At 67.7% G+C, this 15,887-nt stretch carries 15 protein-coding genes; 10 read left to right on the top strand and 5 right to left on the bottom strand.

All coding sequences use genetic code 11. From position 1 onward, the window contains the following. Positions 1–314 precede the first annotated feature (314 nt). The 5 genes from AB4Y63_RS13740 (at position 315) to AB4Y63_RS13720 (ending at position 4,521) form a co-directional block, all read left to right on the top strand. Positions 315–1,184, top strand: a complete 870-nt coding sequence (locus AB4Y63_RS13740; RefSeq protein ID WP_441791624.1) for a spermidine synthase — start codon at positions 315–317, stop codon at positions 1,182–1,184. An 85-nt stretch (positions 1,185–1,269) separates the two neighbouring features. Next, a complete protein-coding gene (locus AB4Y63_RS13735; protein ID WP_441791623.1) occupies positions 1,270–1,833 on the top strand; it encodes a hypothetical protein in 564 nt (187 codons plus the stop codon). A 129-nt stretch (positions 1,834–1,962) separates the two neighbouring features. Continuing rightward, positions 1,963–3,231, top strand: a complete 1,269-nt coding sequence (locus tag AB4Y63_RS13730; protein WP_441791622.1) for a PQQ-dependent sugar dehydrogenase — start codon at positions 1,963–1,965, stop codon at positions 3,229–3,231. After that, positions 3,231–3,725, top strand: a complete 495-nt coding sequence (locus AB4Y63_RS13725; RefSeq protein ID WP_441791621.1) for a SprT-like domain-containing protein — start codon at positions 3,231–3,233, stop codon at positions 3,723–3,725. The genes AB4Y63_RS13730 and AB4Y63_RS13725 overlap by 1 nt, the downstream gene beginning before the upstream one ends. 31 nt (positions 3,726–3,756) lie before the next feature. After that, entirely contained in the window at positions 3,757–4,521 is a 765-nt protein-coding gene (locus AB4Y63_RS13720) for a CGNR zinc finger domain-containing protein (RefSeq protein WP_441791620.1), read from the top strand. Positions 4,522–4,636: 115 nt separating this feature from the next. Here the strand turns inward: AB4Y63_RS13720 and AB4Y63_RS13715 are convergent, their stop codons facing one another. The 3 genes from AB4Y63_RS13715 to AB4Y63_RS13705 all read right to left on the bottom strand — a co-directional run bounded on the left by AB4Y63_RS13715 (position 4,637) and on the right by AB4Y63_RS13705 (position 7,736). Continuing rightward, a complete protein-coding gene (locus AB4Y63_RS13715) occupies positions 4,637–5,206 on the bottom strand; it encodes a 2-phosphosulfolactate phosphatase (RefSeq protein ID WP_441791619.1) in 570 nt (189 codons plus the stop codon). 438 nt (positions 5,207–5,644) lie between these two features. After that, positions 5,645–6,919, bottom strand: a complete 1,275-nt coding sequence (locus AB4Y63_RS13710) for a hypothetical protein (RefSeq protein ID WP_441791618.1) — start codon at positions 6,917–6,919, stop codon at positions 5,645–5,647. A 376-nt stretch (positions 6,920–7,295) separates the two neighbouring features. Further along, positions 7,296–7,736, bottom strand: coding sequence for an EVE domain-containing protein (locus AB4Y63_RS13705; RefSeq protein WP_441791617.1), 441 nt, complete (start codon positions 7,734–7,736; stop codon positions 7,296–7,298). Between the two features lie 42 nt (positions 7,737–7,778). Between AB4Y63_RS13705 and AB4Y63_RS13700 the strand changes: the two genes are divergently transcribed. Both AB4Y63_RS13700 and AB4Y63_RS13695 read left to right on the top strand, forming a co-directional pair. Then, entirely contained in the window at positions 7,779–8,375 is a 597-nt protein-coding gene (locus AB4Y63_RS13700; protein WP_441791616.1) for a hypothetical protein, read from the top strand. A 111-nt stretch (positions 8,376–8,486) separates the two neighbouring features. Then, a complete protein-coding gene (locus tag AB4Y63_RS13695; RefSeq protein WP_441791615.1) occupies positions 8,487–9,122 on the top strand; it encodes a DUF1684 domain-containing protein in 636 nt (211 codons plus the stop codon). 260 nt (positions 9,123–9,382) lie between these two features. Here the strand turns inward: AB4Y63_RS13695 and AB4Y63_RS13690 are convergent, their stop codons facing one another. Continuing rightward, positions 9,383–11,695 carry a HelD family protein gene (locus AB4Y63_RS13690; RefSeq protein ID WP_441791614.1) on the bottom strand — a complete coding sequence of 771 codons (2,313 nt, stop codon included), beginning with the start codon at positions 11,693–11,695 and terminating at the stop codon, positions 9,383–9,385. A 397-nt stretch (positions 11,696–12,092) separates the two neighbouring features. Between AB4Y63_RS13690 and AB4Y63_RS13685 the strand changes: the two genes are divergently transcribed. The 3 genes from AB4Y63_RS13685 (at position 12,093) to AB4Y63_RS13675 (ending at position 15,643) form a co-directional block, all read left to right on the top strand. After that, positions 12,093–13,691, top strand: coding sequence for a DEAD/DEAH box helicase (locus tag AB4Y63_RS13685; protein WP_441791613.1), 1,599 nt, complete (start codon positions 12,093–12,095; stop codon positions 13,689–13,691). 307 nt (positions 13,692–13,998) lie between these two features. Next, the gene (locus AB4Y63_RS13680) at positions 13,999–14,490 is read left to right on the top strand and encodes a GNAT family N-acetyltransferase (RefSeq protein WP_441791612.1); all 492 of its coding nucleotides are present in this window, start codon (positions 13,999–14,001) and stop codon (positions 14,488–14,490) included. Positions 14,491–14,686: 196 nt separating this feature from the next. After that, positions 14,687–15,643, top strand: a complete 957-nt coding sequence (locus tag AB4Y63_RS13675; RefSeq protein WP_441791611.1) for a nucleoside hydrolase — start codon at positions 14,687–14,689, stop codon at positions 15,641–15,643. Between the two features lie 97 nt (positions 15,644–15,740). Here the strand turns inward: AB4Y63_RS13675 and AB4Y63_RS13670 are convergent. Beyond that, positions 15,741–15,887: integrase core domain-containing protein (locus tag AB4Y63_RS13670; RefSeq protein WP_441791731.1), on the bottom strand; the 147-nt coding region annotated here is incomplete at its 5' end.

The following is a 15,887-nucleotide window of genomic DNA, read 5'->3' as shown; positions in this document are numbered from 1 at the left end:
CGACCGCAATATGAAGGCAGAGGTATGTCTGGGAGCGCAAAGAACAACTATATGCTCTTGTAACCCCCATGTCTACTCTTTTCTTGACCTCATCTGGATTCTCGGGTATAACCCAGGCTTCGCATCCGTTTCCCTTCTTCTCTCCGCACTCTCTCCCCCTTTCCCCTCTCTCTCTCTCTCTCTCTCTCTCCCTCTCTCCTCGCCTCCCGCTCTCTCCCGCGAAACTGCAGTTGTCGGAGCCTCAGCGCGCGGGAGGCACCGACAACTGCAGGTTCGCGGGGTGAACGAGGGTCTGGATGCCGCAGACTTGAGGGATGAGTAGAGGCGAGACGCAGCATCCGTCAGTGACATTGAAACTGAGCGGACACACGGCCATCGTCGAACCCGACCGGTTCACTCCGGGCAGCTATCAGCTGGTGGTGGATGGCACGCCGCAGTCACATGTCAATCTCGATAACCCGGGTGAGCTGTTCTTCGAATACATTCAGCGGATCGGGCATGTGATCGACTTGCTCGGCGATCCCGGCGAACCGATCACGGCCGTGCACCTCGGAGCCGGAGCTTTAACTCTCCCCCGCTATGTGGAGGCGACTCGGCCGGGTTCCCGCCAGCAGGTCGTCGAGCTGGAGAGCGACCTGATCGACTTCGTGCGGGCCGAACTCCCCTGGGACAAGAAGGCTCAGCTGCGCGTGCGGCACGGCGACGCGCGCGAGGTGCTGGCGAAGCTGCCGGCCGGCCTGCACGGCGCCGTCGACCTCGTCGTCGTCGACATCTTCTCGGGGGCGCGCACCCCGGCCCATGTGACGAGCCGCGAGTTCTACGAGCTCACCGCTCCCCTGCTGTCCAAGCGCGGGGTGCTTGCCGTCAACGTGGCAGACGGTCCGGGACTGGCGTTCGCGCGCAGCCAGGCCGCCACTCTGTCGGCGGTTTTCGGTCATGTGATCGGCCTGGCCGAGACGCAGGTGTTGAAGGGTCGGCGGTTCGGCAACATCGTTTTCGTCGCCGCGCACACGCCGATCGACCTGGACTGGATTCCGCGCCTCCTGGCCGGCGGACCGCATCCGGCCAAGGTGATCGAGGGCACCGAATTGAAGCAATTCATGGCCAGCGCTCAGGTTGTGACCGACGAGACCGCCACGCCCTCACCGCTGCCCGGACGCACCGTCTTTCAGATCGGGCGCTGAGCGCCGGGCGATTTCGCGGTATCCCCCATTCGCGGGTGATTCTCGCTGAGTTGCGGGTTATCCTGAAGACCACCCGGACGCCCCTGTGGCTCACGCCGCCGCTCTCAAGACTGGACTCATCCTGAGCATCATCATCGGCTATGACGCAACGACATTGCGCGAGCAAGCAGACCCACAGGCGGCCCTCGCACGGCTCGACGAACTCGGCGAATTGCGCAGCCTGTCCGCGCTCGAAGAGAAGATCACCCTGCTGCGCCTGATCGATCGCCTCGACGAAGCGGCACTGATCGCCAACGAGGCCGTGCGTCTGTCACGGTTCACCGGCGACCGGCAGCAGCTCGCCTCCAGTCGCATCCGTCGTGCCCAGGTGCAGCAGTACCAGGGCAAGCTTGACGAGGCCCAGGCCGAGCTGAGCCACTGTGTGCAGGAAGCCGAAGCCCACGACTGGCTGGATGTCGCAGCTTCTGCCCGCGAAAATCGGGGCAAAGTTCACTTCGATCAGGGCAACTACGAGGCAGCCGCAGCCGATTTCACGGCAACCCTGTTTCTGCGTGAGCGGGCCGGAGCGTCTGCCCAAGAACTCGAGAACTCATTGCTCGCCGTCGCGGTGATCGAGAAGTTCATCGCCGCCGACAACGCATCCCGCTGATTCGTCGATTTCCTGGCTCTCGCGTCGCTACGCCTCGCCTGTCTCGCCTGCCTGGCCTCGCCTCCTGAGTTGCGGCATGCTTGATGCACAGCAGTCCCCTCTGACCTCACAGCGAGGAAGAAAGTGACAATGCCCAAGCGAGCGTTCGGTGTCGCGACAGCGATCTGCGTGAGTGTCGCTGTGCTCCTGGGCGGCTGCACTCTCAGCGGTCAGCGCGCGACCCCGTCGAGCGGCGTGCCCGCGACCGAGCGTGCCACCCCCTCGTCGACGATGCCGCCCGCACCCGTGGCGTTGCCGGTGCGCCCGGTCGGCGATCCCGTCGCGATCGCCTCCGGCCTTGACGCGCCGTGGTCGATCCTTCGCCTGCCGGCACTCGACGGGGGAACCCTGATCAGTCAACGTGACACTGCGACGGTTCGTGAATTGCTGCCCGACGGAACCCTTCGCGATGTGGGCGCCGTCCCAGAGGCGCGTCCCGGCGGAGAGGGTGGCCTGCTCGGGCTCGCGTTCCTGTCCGCGACGGCCGCATCTGCCGCGTCCGCCGCGTCCGCCGCGTCCGCCGCGTCCGCCGCGTCCGCCGCGTCCGCCGCTCCCGGCTCGCCGCCCGACCTCCCGTCCCGCCTCGCTCCCGGAGAGTCCGGCTGGCTCTACGCGTATGTCACCGCCGCCGACGACAATCGAATCGTGCGGATGCCGTTGACCGGTTCTGCGGGAGGCTACGGGCTGGGGGCGCCCGAGGTCGTGCTGGCGGGCATCCCGAAGGCGGGAAATCACGACGGCGGCCGCATCGCGTTCGGACCGGACGGGCTGCTCTATGCGACGGCCGGCGATGCCGGAAACACCGCCAATGCGCAGGATCTCAGCTCGCTCGGCGGCAAGATTCTGCGGATGACGGCCACCGGCGAGGTGCCGGCCGGCAACCCGTTCGGCACGCTCGTGTACTCCTACGGGCATCGCAACCCGCAGGGGATCGCCTGGGATGCCCAGGGGCAGCTCTGGGCGAGCGAGTTCGGCCAGAACACCTGGGATGAGCTCAATCGCATCGTCGCCGGCGGCAACTACGGCTGGCCGATTGTCGAGGGGATCGCTGAGGCCGGGGCCGGTGACCCCACGTTCGTGAACCCGGTACACGAGTGGCCGACCGACGAGGCCAGCCCCAGCGGGATCGCGATCGTGGGCGACAGCCTGTTCATGGCGAGTTTGCGCGGGGAACGACTGTGGCGCATCCAATTGTCCACAGGGGACGTCGATGACTGGTTTGTCCACGCCTACGGCCGACTGCGTGACGTGACGTCAGGCCCGAATGGCACACTGTGGTTTATGAGCAACAACACGGATGGCCGGGGCGACCCCGCCGCGGGCGACGATCGCCTCTACCAGGTGCAGGTGGCGCCCTGATGGCCGACCTCGACCGGGTGCGCGTCTGGGCGGATGCCCTCATCGCCTTGCACCTCGACCGCAGTTGGTCATTCGGTTACGACAATGCGAAGAAGCGCGCCGGGCTGTGCAATTTCACCGACAAGCACATCACCGTGTCCCGCTACCTTGCCGCCCGGTATGACGACGATGAGATCCACCAGATACTGCTGCACGAAGTGGCGCACGCCCTCGCCGGCCCGCGGGCCGGGCACGGTCCACGCTGGAAAGTTGTGGCGGCGAACATCGGCTACGACGGAAAACGCACGCACGACGGCGAGATCGCCGACGAACTCGCCCCCTGGGTCGGCACCTGCCCGGCCGGACACACGCACTATCGCTATCGCCAACCGACCCGCCCGTTGGCCTGCGGACTCTGCGGTCGCGGCTTCAGCGCCGCTCACCTCATCACCTGGTCGCGGCGGGAGATCACGGCGGCCGCGCGGCGACGGGCTGCCGCGGCAACGGGGAGCTGAGAGGCGTCATGTAACCAGATACACTGGTTACATGACGCTTGTGAACCACGACACCGCTCGCACCGGACAGACCGGCCAATGGCTGGTCTCAACCGACGGACAGCGGTGGTGGTTTGACTCGGGGTCGATCGCACTCGACTTCGCCTACACCGGCGCTCTTGGCGAGAACCCGGCCGGAGAGCTCCTGCACACGGCGGGCGACCTCGCTGACTGGCTCAATGAACGTTACTCCCCTCAGGTCGAGGTCGCCGACTCGGCCGCTCCCTCCGCAGCGCCGACCCCACGCATCCAGACTCAGGATCGCGACCTCACCGATGCACTGGCCCTCCGCGGCGCGATCGCGCGTCTCGCCCGGGCGGCGGCCGACGGCCGCGATGTTGACGGGCAGGACATCGACATCGTCAATCTGTTCGCGGCGACCCCAGACATCCCGCCCGCGCTAACCGGCGGATCACGTCAGGCCGGCCGCACCTCGCCGCGCGCCGGGCAAGCACTGTCGACCCTGGCGCGCACGGCCGTCGAGCTGTTCGGACCCGACACCGACGGACGAATTCGCTACTGCTCGGCCGACGACTGCACGATTTTGTATCTCGACACCTCGCGTTCGGCCAACCGCCGCTGGTGCTCGATGCAGCGGTGCGGCAACCGGGCGAAGGTGCGGGCGTTCCGGGAGCGGAACGCTGCCTCAGCCGCTCCCGCAGCGACGTCCGAGTCGGCGGCGAACGCTCCGCGCACGAGCACTCTGTCGCGGCCGCGGGTCGCGCGCCATGCGTTCGAGAAACCACTTCTGCCCTAGCCGGGATCGGCCACTCGGCGGCGGCTCCATTCAGCTGCGGCTCCGGCCGGCTGCGGCTCGTGCGTCGGCTGCTTGCGCGGACTTGTACGCGGGGCAGCTGGCGAAGGTCAACCGATCAGGCGAGAAAGTGGAATTCCCCGGTGGCGCTGACCTCGGTGCTGGAATCCAGTTGGCTTGCCGCACGGATCTCCTCCTGGCGACCCAGCGCCGCCAGCGCCAGCCCCGTCTCAGAGGCGCTGACGAGGTGACGAATCGCCTGTTTCAGACCGACGAACGCCGCGGATGCCGCGGCCGCTTCGGGCGAGCAGTGGTCGATCCCGAGGGTCGAGAGTGCGTCGATGACGGCGCCGGCAACGAAGAGGTCCTCAACCGCGAAGCGGAGGCTCCCGTCGGCGCGGCGCTCACCAGCCGCGATGACGGCGACCGAGAATCGCGCACCCTTTTCGGCCTGACGGGCAAGCACCCAGTCGGCGACGGCCGTGCGATTGTTGAAGCTGGCCGGGATGATGTGCTGGGCACGCCCATCCGGCGCTCGGCCGGCGGCACCGGCGAAATGAGCGCCGTTGGTCGTGGTGGCCGGCAGCGCGTCGGCAATGACGACAACGTCGGCACTACTGGAGAGACCCTGAAACCCTGCGGTTCCCCAGTCGAATCTGACCTGATATGCCTGCTGCGTCTCGTTCACGGTTTCAGGCTACTCGGCACTCTGCATTGCGTGGGGGTCGCACCGTCACGCGGCGTCTCGTCGCCCCAGCCGCCCGTGTTCTCGGGCCGATGTGTGGCTAACTCAGGAAATTCCTGCGGTATGCCGGCATTGGTCGCAGTGGTTCGAGGTCGCAGGCCGCCTCCGCTCTGGCTTTTCCTGAATTGGCCCCCGCGGACCTGGGCCATTAGCCCCCGCCGACCTGGGCCGGGGCCCCGTCTCGGCCCAGGCATGGCCCACGCCCGCTCCGTGGCCGAGTCGAATGGTGGCTAACTCCTGCAATCGCCTGGCCGGACTCAAGTCCGCCGCACTGATCCGCGGGCCGCTGCGCGGGATTCGGCGGATTGCAGGAGTTACCAACGCAAAGCCGCGCCAACACAGAGGAGCTACCAGCACGCCGAGGCGCCTGCGCACCGAGGACTACTGCACGCCGAGCGCGTCAAAGCGCGCGAGAGCATCGGCGTCGGTCGCGAGGGTCATCGCCCGCCGGGCCGTGTCGAGCGCCGTCACCGGGTCTGCCTCCGCCTCGGCGAGGGAGAGCTGGCGCTCCGCCTCTGCGAGACGAGTGCGGGCCGGAGCACCGACGCGACCGGCGCGGGTCGTGATGTAGTCGCGGGTCACAGCAATCTGGCTGCGCGCCGCGAGCAGCGCGCCGGTGAGCGCATCCCGCGCGTTGTCCAGGCGAAGTTGCCGGTTGCGCGCCTCCGAGCGCGTCACATCCAGGCCATCCATGGCCTCACGCAAGCGCACGAGGTCCGCGGCCGGGTCGGACAGGCGCGCCGGATCGCGCAGCTCCAGGACAACCCGGTCGGCCCGGGCGATCACGCTGTTGAGGGTGGCACGCGCCGCGGTTTCCTCGTGCGTGTCACGCAGTGCGCGGGCCTCGGCCAGCTCGGCATCCGCCGCCGCGAGCGCGCTGACGAGGGTGGCATAACCGATGTGCAACTGGTCCTCGCCGGTTTCGATGGCGTCGAGCACTTGGGTGGCGCGAAACAGGCTGTGCTCGGCAGCGCGCATCTGGTCGCCGACTGGCTCGTTGGCGCCGCGGCTGACCCGAGCGGATGCCTCGTCGGCAGCCGTGCGCGCCTCATCGAGTGAGGCGATTGCCCGGTCAAGATTCGCGCCGATTGCGGCGAGCGCCGGTGCCGCATACGTCAGGGCGAGGCGGTCCTGGGTGGCTTTTCCGCTCTCGATTCGGTCGGCCGCACGAAGCAGACGGCGCTGGAGCTGGTTGAGCAACGCCGGCGCCTCGCGTTCAACTCCGCGTCGGGAGTCGAACGTGCGGGTTTGGGCGTCGATCCGGGCGGTCGCCTCGGTCGCCAGAGTGACGATCTGCTCGTTCCAACGGCGGCGCTCCGAATCGGAATCATGCACAGCGTCGTCGAGCTTCTGCTGGAGGGCGAACGCATCTCGGAGCTGTCGACGTGACGTCGTGAGCGCGGTCGCGAACTCGTGGGTGGCGTTCTCGCCGAACTGGGCGATCGCAAAGCTCAACTCGTCGGCAGCGGACTGCACGAGATCATCGGCACGAACGAGGCTGATCGCCGCAGTGCGTGCGAGGTCGGCGGCATCCGCTTTCTCGGCAGCGATCCGCGCGCGGGTGCGGCGGCGCAGCACCGAAACGAGCGCCAGCACTCCCGCTGCAACGGCCGCGAGAACGATGAGCGAGGGTACCCACCAGAGTTCGCCAGCCATGGTTCGAGTCTAATGAAACCGGGAGCGGCGCCGTGCCGCGGGGGCGGTCGTCCGATCGCGCTCCCAAGCGGGCGGGCAAGCGGGCGGGCACGGCGCTGCCGAGCAGTCCGACGCGGGGTATCCCGCTGGGCGCGGTGTGTTCCGCTCGCCTCGCGGGATACCCCGCGCCCAGGGCAGCGGAGGCCAGCGGAGGGTAGCGGAGGGTAGCGGCGCGCGCTTCGACGAGCTCGCCCCACGGGTCGCGAGGCACCGCACCTGCTGCGCGCAGCATCCGCTCACGTGCATGCGCCGAGTTTGAGCGTTGCGGTCGAGTTTGCTTGCTGTGCCGGTCAAGCTCGACCGCAAGTGTCAAACTCGGCGAAGAAAGCGGCCGACGCTACCGGCGGCGGTCGTCAGCCGACGGTCGTCGCATCTGCTGACGGATCTCCTCGAAGTCATGCTTGGTGATCTCGAGCAGGCCTCGGCGCAGCTGGTACCCCCAGTCCGGGTTGCCGCGACTCAGATCGAGCACCGGCAGCAGTGGCCGGATCGCGGTGGCCACCGCCGCGTGGTCGTAGTCGACCCGGCGCCGCCACGGGCGATAGTCGGAGTCCGTGGCCTGATACACGTCGCTGTCGACGATGCGTCCGATGGCCGTGAAGTGTTTGAGCGGATCCCCATCGACCTGCGTGCGCGGCGAGTAGTAGACGAGGCCATCCGCCTCCTGCATCCGCTCGAGCAGCCCGCGCGCGCCGTGGTTCGTCTGGGCAAAACCCTGCGCAACCCCGCGCAGCACGTTTTCACGCTGCACGACCCCGAGCCAGTATCTGATTGCCACGCTTCAGTTGTACTGCATCGGCCATGCACGCAGACTGGGGGCATGCGCGTGCTGCTCAAAGAGATCCTCGACTGCGACCCGGATGCCGCCTGGCGCGCCCTGCGCAGCCCGGCAGTTTTGCAGGAGGTCAGCTCCCCCCTGATGGCCCTGCACTCCGAGGAGGCGACGGGCTTTCCGACCATCTGGGCCGAGGGGGCCCATCCGGTCGGTTTGCACGCGCTCGGGCTGATCCCGTTCGGCCGCCAACGCATCAACCTCACGGAGTCGACCCGGCAGCACGGCAGCGTGCGGATTCTGCGCGACACCGGACGCGGCGTTTCGGGTCCGCTCGCGGTTCTCACCCGGTGGGACCACAGCATGGCGATCTCAGCCGACCCGGCCGGCACCGGCAAGACGCTCTACCGCGACCAGCTGATCTTCGAGGCCGGCCCGGCAACGCTCGCCCTCTGGCCGAGTTTCTGGGCGTTCTGGCAATGGCGGATGCGGCAACTCAAGCGCCTCGCACCGACCTGGCGGCTCGACATCGGGGTCGACGACCCGAACTTTGTGGCCGATCACGCGGGACCCAATTCAGGAACGGAGGGCGTGTCGCAGCCGTTTCGGGCACCGGAAGAGGGCGACTCGCCGCTCCCGTCCTGAATTGGGTACCCGACCGCAAGGTGAAGCTCCGACATGAAAGCATTCGAGGCGGGAACTCCCGATTTGCGACGCGCCCTGCCGCCGGAGAGATCCCGTTGCTAGCCTGAGCGCATGAGCTCATCCCTCGGAGCCTTGCAGATTGCCGATTGGCGCCGCCGCGTCTTCGGGCTTTACGCCGGCGTGCGGCAGTTGAGCGTGAGGAATCCGGCGGCCGGCCACGAACTCTGGCGTTCGGGGCGTGACGAACTGTTCGCCGGGCATCCGTCTTCGCCGTTGCTTCCCGATGACCGCGCCGCATTCACCGGGCTGCCCATCGCGGCCTACGACCCGGATTGGCGTTTCGAAGTCGAGGTGCACCGGGCTGAGGAGCCCCTGCGCATCAGCGTCGAGACGGGAACGGATGGCACGGTGCCGTTCGATCTGGTCGGTTCGGTGCGTATCCCCTACCTGGGCTCGCTCGACCTGTGGCGTCTGGCCAGCTACGCCGGCGGACTGTTTCTTCCGGTGAAGGATGCCCTCGCCGGGAAGCCGGGCGGAACCTACGGTGGCGGGCGTTACCTGCTCGACACGGTCAAGGGTGCCGATCTCGGCCCCGGCGCCGACGACGACACCCTGATTCTGGACTTCAACTTCGCCTACAACCCCTCGTGCGCCTACGACCCCATGTGGGCGTGCCCGCTCGCGCAGGCCGGGAACATTGTTGCGGTGGAGGTTCCCGTCGGGGAGCTGTACCACCCGACGCACTAGCGGGTGCTTGCACTCCGCGACTGCTCGAATGACCACCTGTGCGCCCGGGACCGGCCGCGTGTGCGCCCGAATCGTCGCCTGCTCATCCGTCGACCCGACGACTTGAGCGCACGCGCAGGTACGACGGGCACGGATGCGATGGGCAACTGTTCAGAGATCGGCTCGCGCGGTTTCGAGACGCGGCCGTCGGTTGTTGAGGAGCACCCAACGGAGGAGACCGCATCTCGAAACACGTCGGGCGCTCCTCAACCACCGAGTGGTCAGCCCTGCTCCGCCACCCTCACCATCGTGAGCCGCTGCGTCGGACGCGTCATCGCCACATAGAGCGCCGCATGGCCGCGCGGCGACTCGGCCACAAGTGCGTCGGGGTCGGCGAGGATGACGCTGTCGAACTCGAGGCCCTTCGACTCGTGCGCGGTGAGCACGGCGAGCGGACGCTCAAGCCCGCGTTCTCCGGCACCGACCTCGTTACCGAATGCGCCGACCAGATGAGCCAGAATCGAGTCTCGTGCAGCCCGCGGAACGATGACCGCCAGGGTGCCCGACGCGTCAATGCCACGGTCGTGACGCACGGCGTCTTCAACGGCTGCGGCAACGGTTGCCGCGACGGCTCCCCCGACGACGACTGCGACGGCATCCTGATCGCCTGGTGCGACGGCATCCGCCCCCGCAGTTGAGAGGTCGACGGTCAGGTTTCTGATCGGCCAGTCGCCCTCGCGCACCGACTGCGTCGGGGTGATTGGCAGACCGTGCTCGGTCGCGATCCGCTCGGCCTCGCGTGCGATCTGCGCCGGGGTGCGGTAGTTCACGGTGAGCTCTTCGAGATCCCAGCGGCCACGGAAGAACGGGTCGAGTGCCGACCGCCAGCTGCGTGACGCCCCGGCCGAGCTGGCCTGGGCGATGTCGCCGACGATCGTGAACGAACGCATCGGCGATCGGCGCACGAGCACGCGCCACTGCATCGGCGAGAGTTCCTGTGCCTCGTCGACGACTACGTGACCATAGGTCCAGGTGCGGTCGGCGCCGGCCCGCTCGGCCGTCGTCGCACGCACGGTGGTTTCGGCGAAGTTGTCGGCGAGCTGCTCGGCGCTGACCATACCTTCGACACCCGCATTGCGGATGGCGTCCTCGGCGTTCTCGATGTCGTGTGCGCGTTGCAGATCACGCTCGCGCTGCCCTGCTTCAGGAGCGGCAGGCGGGCTGCCGAGCAGTTCGGCGGCCTCGTCGAGCAACGGGATGTCTGACACGGTGAACGGTTCGTCGCGAGAACGCAGCAAGAGTGCGCGCTTCTCGGGCGTCCACCGTGGGGTGAGCGAAGCCAGCCACTCGGGCCGCGCGTAGAGGTCCTGAATCAGCTTCTCGCCGGTCATCGGCAGCCACGCGGTGTTCAGCACAACGCGGGCGTCGTGGGAGGCGCGAATGTCTTCGCGCAGCAATCCCAGGTCGGTGTCATCGACCGGGTAGCCGCCGGCCCGCAACTGCGTCGCCAGCTGGTTGACCAGCGCGTCGAGGGCGTGGTTCACGAAGGTGACCCGAGCCTCGTTGTGCGGCTTCGTGCTCTGCTGCGCTCGTGCGATCGCCCGCGCGATCAGCGCGGGCTCCACGATGAGCACATCGCCGTTCACTTCGATCCGCTGTGGCTGCTCCGGCACGCGCTGACGCGACTTGACGGCACGCGCGATCAGGTCGGCCAACTGCGTCGAACCCTTGAGCAACGCGACCTCGGCCACATCGTCGTCGGTCGCGATCACGCCGGGGTAGAGCTCCCCGAGAGACTGCAACACGACGCCGGTCTCGCCGAGTGAGGGCAGCACGGTTTCGATGTAGCGCAAGAACGCGCCGGACGGCCCGACGATCAGCACGCCGGCCGACCCCAACCGCTCGCGGTGCGTGTAGAGCAGGTAGGCGGCGCGGTGCAGCGCGACGGCGGTCTTTCCGGTGCCAGGACCGCCCTGCACGACGAGCGCGCCGCGCATATCTGAACGGATGATGCGGTCTTGCTCGGCCTGGATCGTCGCGACGATGTCGTGCATCCGCCCGGTGCGGTGCACGGTGAGGGCGGCCATCAGGGCGCCCTCGCCCTGCACGTTGTGCTCGGCTCCGGCTTCGGCCAGCAGGTCGGCGTCGAACACCTCGTCGTCGAGGCGGATCACCTCGCGCTCGCGCATGGTCACGTGGCGGCGGGCGAGCACGCCGTGCGGGCGAGCTGCGGTCGCTTGGTAGAACGCGCTCGCCTGGGGCGCCCGCCAGTCCAGCAGCAGGCTGCGCTGCTCTTCATCGCGCAGGCCCATCCGGCCGATGTAACGGAAGCCGGCCTCGGCATCCTCGGTCGGAAGATGCGGCAGCTGCAGGCGTCCGAAAACGAGACGGGCGTCAACCTCACGCAATTGCAGCAGTCGATCTTCGTGCATGCGGGCCAGAGCGTCGCGTTCGCTGCGCATCTGGTGGTTGCCGCCCACCTTCTGCGAGCGCACGGTGGCGAGGCGATGGGCTTCGTCGGCACGCAACGCGTCGAGGCGTGCATAGAGCCGGGCGACGCGCGCCCGCTCGCGATCGAGTTCGTTGTCTGTCACTCGGCTCCCGCGCGGCGATCGATTGTCCGCCCATCGATTTTACTAGGGTCGCGTCGACGTCGCGTGCCACCTGGTTTTTAGCTGCGCCGGCTGGCCTCTGGGCCCGAACGACGGCCATTCCTTTCGCCTCTGAACAGCCAATTTGACAACGCCCGGTAGACTAGAAGAACTTGCGAGTGCGAAGCCGCGCTCCCTGCGTCGTAGAACGCCCTCTTCTCATCGAGACAGCGTCGGTCATCACAATGACCGTCGCCCGCCCCGATCCAGGAAATGAAAAATTCTTACGGCGAACGGATGTGCCCTTCGGCACCTTCGCCACGTGAATCCTCCTGGTTTCGGTTACCGCTGCGTGCGGATCGCTTCAAGGCAGGACTCTGATGCCTGAAAGGCACCGCTTTTGTCTGAATCTGAAATTAAATTTGGCGCGCTCGGCGTGCCCGCTCCCCTCGTCGCCGTTCTCTCGGCCCAGGGAATCGACACCGCTTTCCCCATCCAGGTCGACACTCTTCCTGACACCCTGAACGGCCGCGACGTGCTCGGCCGCGGCAAGACCGGCTCGGGCAAGACCCTGGCCTTCTCCATTCCGATGGTCGCCCGCCTCGGCGGCAAGCTGGCCGGTGGCAAGCGTCGCCCGGGCCGCCCGCTCGGCCTGATCCTCGCGCCGACCCGCGAGCTCGCCACCCAGATCTCCGCCGCGCTCACCCCGATGGCCGAGGCCTACGGCCTCAACACGACCACCATCTTCGGTGGCGTCTCGCAGGGCCGTCAGGTCACCGCGCTGAAGGCCGGCGTCGACATCGTCGTAGCCTGCCCCGGCCGTCTCGAAGACCTGATGAAGCAGGGCTTCGTCAACCTCGACTCCGTTGAGATCACCGTGCTCGACGAGGCCGACCACATGGCCGACCTGGGCTTCCTGCCCGTCGTCACGCGCATCCTCGACAAGACCCCGTCCGGCGGACAGCGTCTGCTCTTCAGCGCCACGCTCGACAACGGCGTGGACAAGCTCGTTCGTCGCTTCCTGCAGAACGAGGTGCTGCACTCGGTCGACGAGGCCACCAGCCACGTCTCCGCGATGACCCACCACGTCTTCGAGGTCGACGGCGTCGACGCGAAGAAGGACCTCGTTCAGGCGCTCGCCTCGGGCAAGGGCCGTCGCATCCTCTTCATGCGCACCAAGCACCACGCCAAGAAGCTGGCCAAGCAGCTCACCGACTCTGGCATCCCCTCGGTCGACCTGCACGGCAACCTGTCGCAGGTCGCTCGCGACCGCAACCTCGCCGCATTCTCGGCCGGCGATGTGCGCGTTCTGGTCGCAACGGATGTCGCTGCTCGCGGCGTGCACGTTGACGACATCGAGCTGGTCATTCACGTTGACCCGCCGGCAGAGCACAAGGCCTACCTGCACCGCTCGGGCCGTACCGCTCGTGCCGGCAGCGCCGGAGACGTCGTCACCGTCATGCTTCCGAACCAGAAGAAGGACACCGAACAGCTGCTGAAGAAGGCCGCCATCAAGGTGACCCCGCAGCGCGTGAACGCGACGTCCCCGGCCGTGACCGCCCTGATCGGCGAGGTCGCAGCGTACGTCAAGCCGCTGCCGCGCCAGGAGCAGCCCCAGCGCGGCCAGTCGCAGGGTGGCCGCTCGCAGGGCGCCAACGCCCAGCGCAAGCGCACCAACCGTGACGAGCGCGATGGCGGCCGTGGCGGAGAGTCACGCGGTGCTCGCGATGGCGAATCGCGTGGAGGCCGTGGCGGCGACGCCGTTGCCGCCGGTGGCGCACGTCGTGACCGTTCGGGTCGTCCCGCTGCGGCTCGTGGCGGCAACTCGTCACAGGGCGCCAGCACCCACGGTTCCGGTTCGGCCGGCGGCTCAGGCCGTTCGGGCGGACAAGGCGGCCAGGGCGGCGGACGTTCCGGCGGCCTGCAGGTCGGCGGCCTCGTTCGCGGCGCCTCCTCCGGTGGCGCACGCCGCTCGGCTCCTCGTCGCGCGCAGGGCTAGTCAGCAGCATCCTTTGAACCCAACGGGTCGGTCTCTTCGGAGGCCGGCCCGTTGGTCGTTTCACCGGAGATCTCGGTTTGCGTCTCGGTGATTTCCCGACGGTCAGCGTGTGACGCGGTTGGCAACTCCGGTAATCCCAACCGCCGGCCTCAGACATCCGCGCCATTGCTGACCTGCCGACAGGACTCACCGACGATGACCGGAGTTAGCCACCATTGCACTCGCGGAGGTGAGCTCAGCAGCCTCGCAGAGGTGTCTGCGTCGGCTCGATTTCCTTTTCGGGCGCGGGCTGGCCTAGTCTCACTTCATGAGCACCGAAGCAGTTGTTCGACCAGTACGAGACGTCGACGCAGAAGCCCTAGGACGCGTTCACGCAACCTGCTGGCACGAGACCTATGACCACCTGATCAGCGAGGCAACCCTCGCCAATCTGTCCCCGCGCCGCATGGCCGAGCTGTGGACGCACTGGATGAACCAGGGCGAAGAGTTCCACCAGTACGCCGCGCTCGTCGACGGCGAGATTGTGGGCTTCTCCGGCTCCGGCCCGGCCCGCGACAACGAGGCTCCGCGGTCGCGCGAGCTCTACTTCATCTATCTGCTGGATGCCTACCACGGCACCGGCATCGGCCAGAAGCTGTTCGACGCGGCCTGTGGCGACGCACCGGCCTACCTCTGGGTCGCCTCCGACAACCCGCGCGCCCACGGCTTCTACAAGCGCAACGGCTTCACCGCCGACGGAGCCGAGCAGACGCAGCCGTTCCTCGGCGAAGAAATCCACGAGGTGCGACTGGTTCGCTAGTCGCTCCTCAACACCGTCACCTCTGAACGGATGGCGCTGACACTGGAGTCGGCGCCATCCGTCGTTAACGCCCGCGAGACTGCAGTCGTGGCCGCTTTGGGGGCTCTATTCCGACCACAACTGCAGTCTCGCGGAACCTAAGCCGGAAGCCAAGCGGAAGCTGAGCTGGCGAATGCCGCCCAAGTAGGCTGGGCAGATGACCACGATTCCCGTAATCCTCGACGTCGACACCGGCGTTGACGACGCCCTCGCCATCCTCTTCGCCGTCGCGCACCCCGACATCGAGGTGCTCGGCATCAGCTGCGTCGCCGGCAATGCCTCACTCGAGCGCGTGGTGGACAACACCCTGCGCATTCTCGACACCATCGACGCTCCCGATATCCCGGTGGCAGCCGGCGCCCGGCGCCCGTTGATCGAACCGGCCCGCGACGCTTCGCACGTGCATGGCGAGGGCGGCCTCGGCACCCTGCGCCTGCCGCCGAGCGAGCGCACCGCGGTGCCGGTCAGCTCGGTCGAGCTGATGCACTCGCTGCTCCAGGACAGCGCCCGGCCGGTCACCCTGGTCGCGCTCGCCCCGCAGACCAACCTCGCCCTGCTGCTGCGTCAGTACCCCGACATCGCGAGCAAGATCGAACGCATCGTCTTCATGGGCGGCTCCGCGAGCGTCGGAAACGCAACGGCCGTCGCCGAGTTCAACGTCTGGCACGACCCGGAAGCCGCGGCAATCGTGCTCGACTCCGGCGTACCGACCTACATGTACGGCCTCGATGTCTTCAATCGCGTCGCCGTCGACGAAGCAACCGCCACCGCGTTGCTCTCACACGAGACCCTCGTCGGGCGCACGGTCGGCTCGCTGCTGACCAATCGCGTCTTCGCCGGCACCGACGCCGAGACCCACCATTCCGGACTCATCGGTGACGCCGGCGCGGTCTGCGCACTCGTCGATCCGGGGGCGCTCTACACCGAGATTCGCCCGGTGCGCGTCGAACTGGCCGGCTACGGTCGCGGGCAGACCCTCGTGGACATGCGGTCCCGGCCGGGCGAAGACGCCATGCACGGCACCGCGGATGTCTGGGAGACCGCCGAGATCGCCCTCGATGTCGACGCCTCGCGCCTGGCGACGCTGTTCCTCGACACTCTCGGGCTCGCCTAACCCGCGAACCGGCCCCGTTCGGGACCCGAGTCACCCTCGAAACGACAAACGCCGCGTGCCGCCCTTCCGGGCGACACGCGGCGTTTGCGTTGGCTGGCTAGTTGTACTGCCCAGCAAGGTTAGTTAACCGGCTGATGGGTGGTTGGCCTCCGATTGCGGTGTGGGGCCTGTGGTGATTGTATTCGTGGAGCCAGGCCGGCAGTGCGTTGCGGCGGGCTGATTCGCTTGCGTAGAAGCGCTTGAA

It is taken from the genome of Leifsonia sp. YAF41 (assembly GCF_052113185.1).
Taxonomy (GTDB): Bacteria; Actinomycetota; Actinomycetes; order Actinomycetales; family Microbacteriaceae; genus Cryobacterium.
The sequence above is the reverse complement of the archived record's forward strand: the minus strand, read 5'-3'. Positions and strand labels throughout refer to the sequence as shown.

Excerpts from the sequence above, each read along its gene's own strand:
- AB4Y63_RS13740 (WP_441791624.1), top strand. The coding sequence starts at position 315 with ATGAGTAGAGGCGAGACGCAGCATCCGTCAGTGACATTGAAACTGAGC.
- AB4Y63_RS13730 (WP_441791622.1), top strand. The coding sequence starts at position 1,963 with ATGCCCAAGCGAGCGTTCGGTGTCGCGACAGCGATCTGCGTGAGTGTC.
- AB4Y63_RS13725 (WP_441791621.1), top strand. The coding sequence starts at position 3,231 with ATGGCCGACCTCGACCGGGTGCGCGTCTGGGCGGATGCCCTCATCGCC.
- AB4Y63_RS13720 (WP_441791620.1), top strand. The coding sequence starts at position 3,757 with ATGACGCTTGTGAACCACGACACCGCTCGCACCGGACAGACCGGCCAA.
- AB4Y63_RS13710 (WP_441791618.1), bottom strand. The coding sequence starts at position 6,919 with ATGGCTGGCGAACTCTGGTGGGTACCCTCGCTCATCGTTCTCGCGGCC.
- AB4Y63_RS13700 (WP_441791616.1), top strand. The coding sequence starts at position 7,779 with ATGCGCGTGCTGCTCAAAGAGATCCTCGACTGCGACCCGGATGCCGCC.
- AB4Y63_RS13695 (WP_441791615.1), top strand. The coding sequence starts at position 8,487 with ATGAGCTCATCCCTCGGAGCCTTGCAGATTGCCGATTGGCGCCGCCGC.
- AB4Y63_RS13680 (WP_441791612.1), top strand. The coding sequence starts at position 13,999 with ATGAGCACCGAAGCAGTTGTTCGACCAGTACGAGACGTCGACGCAGAA.
- AB4Y63_RS13675 (WP_441791611.1), top strand. The coding sequence starts at position 14,687 with ATGACCACGATTCCCGTAATCCTCGACGTCGACACCGGCGTTGACGAC.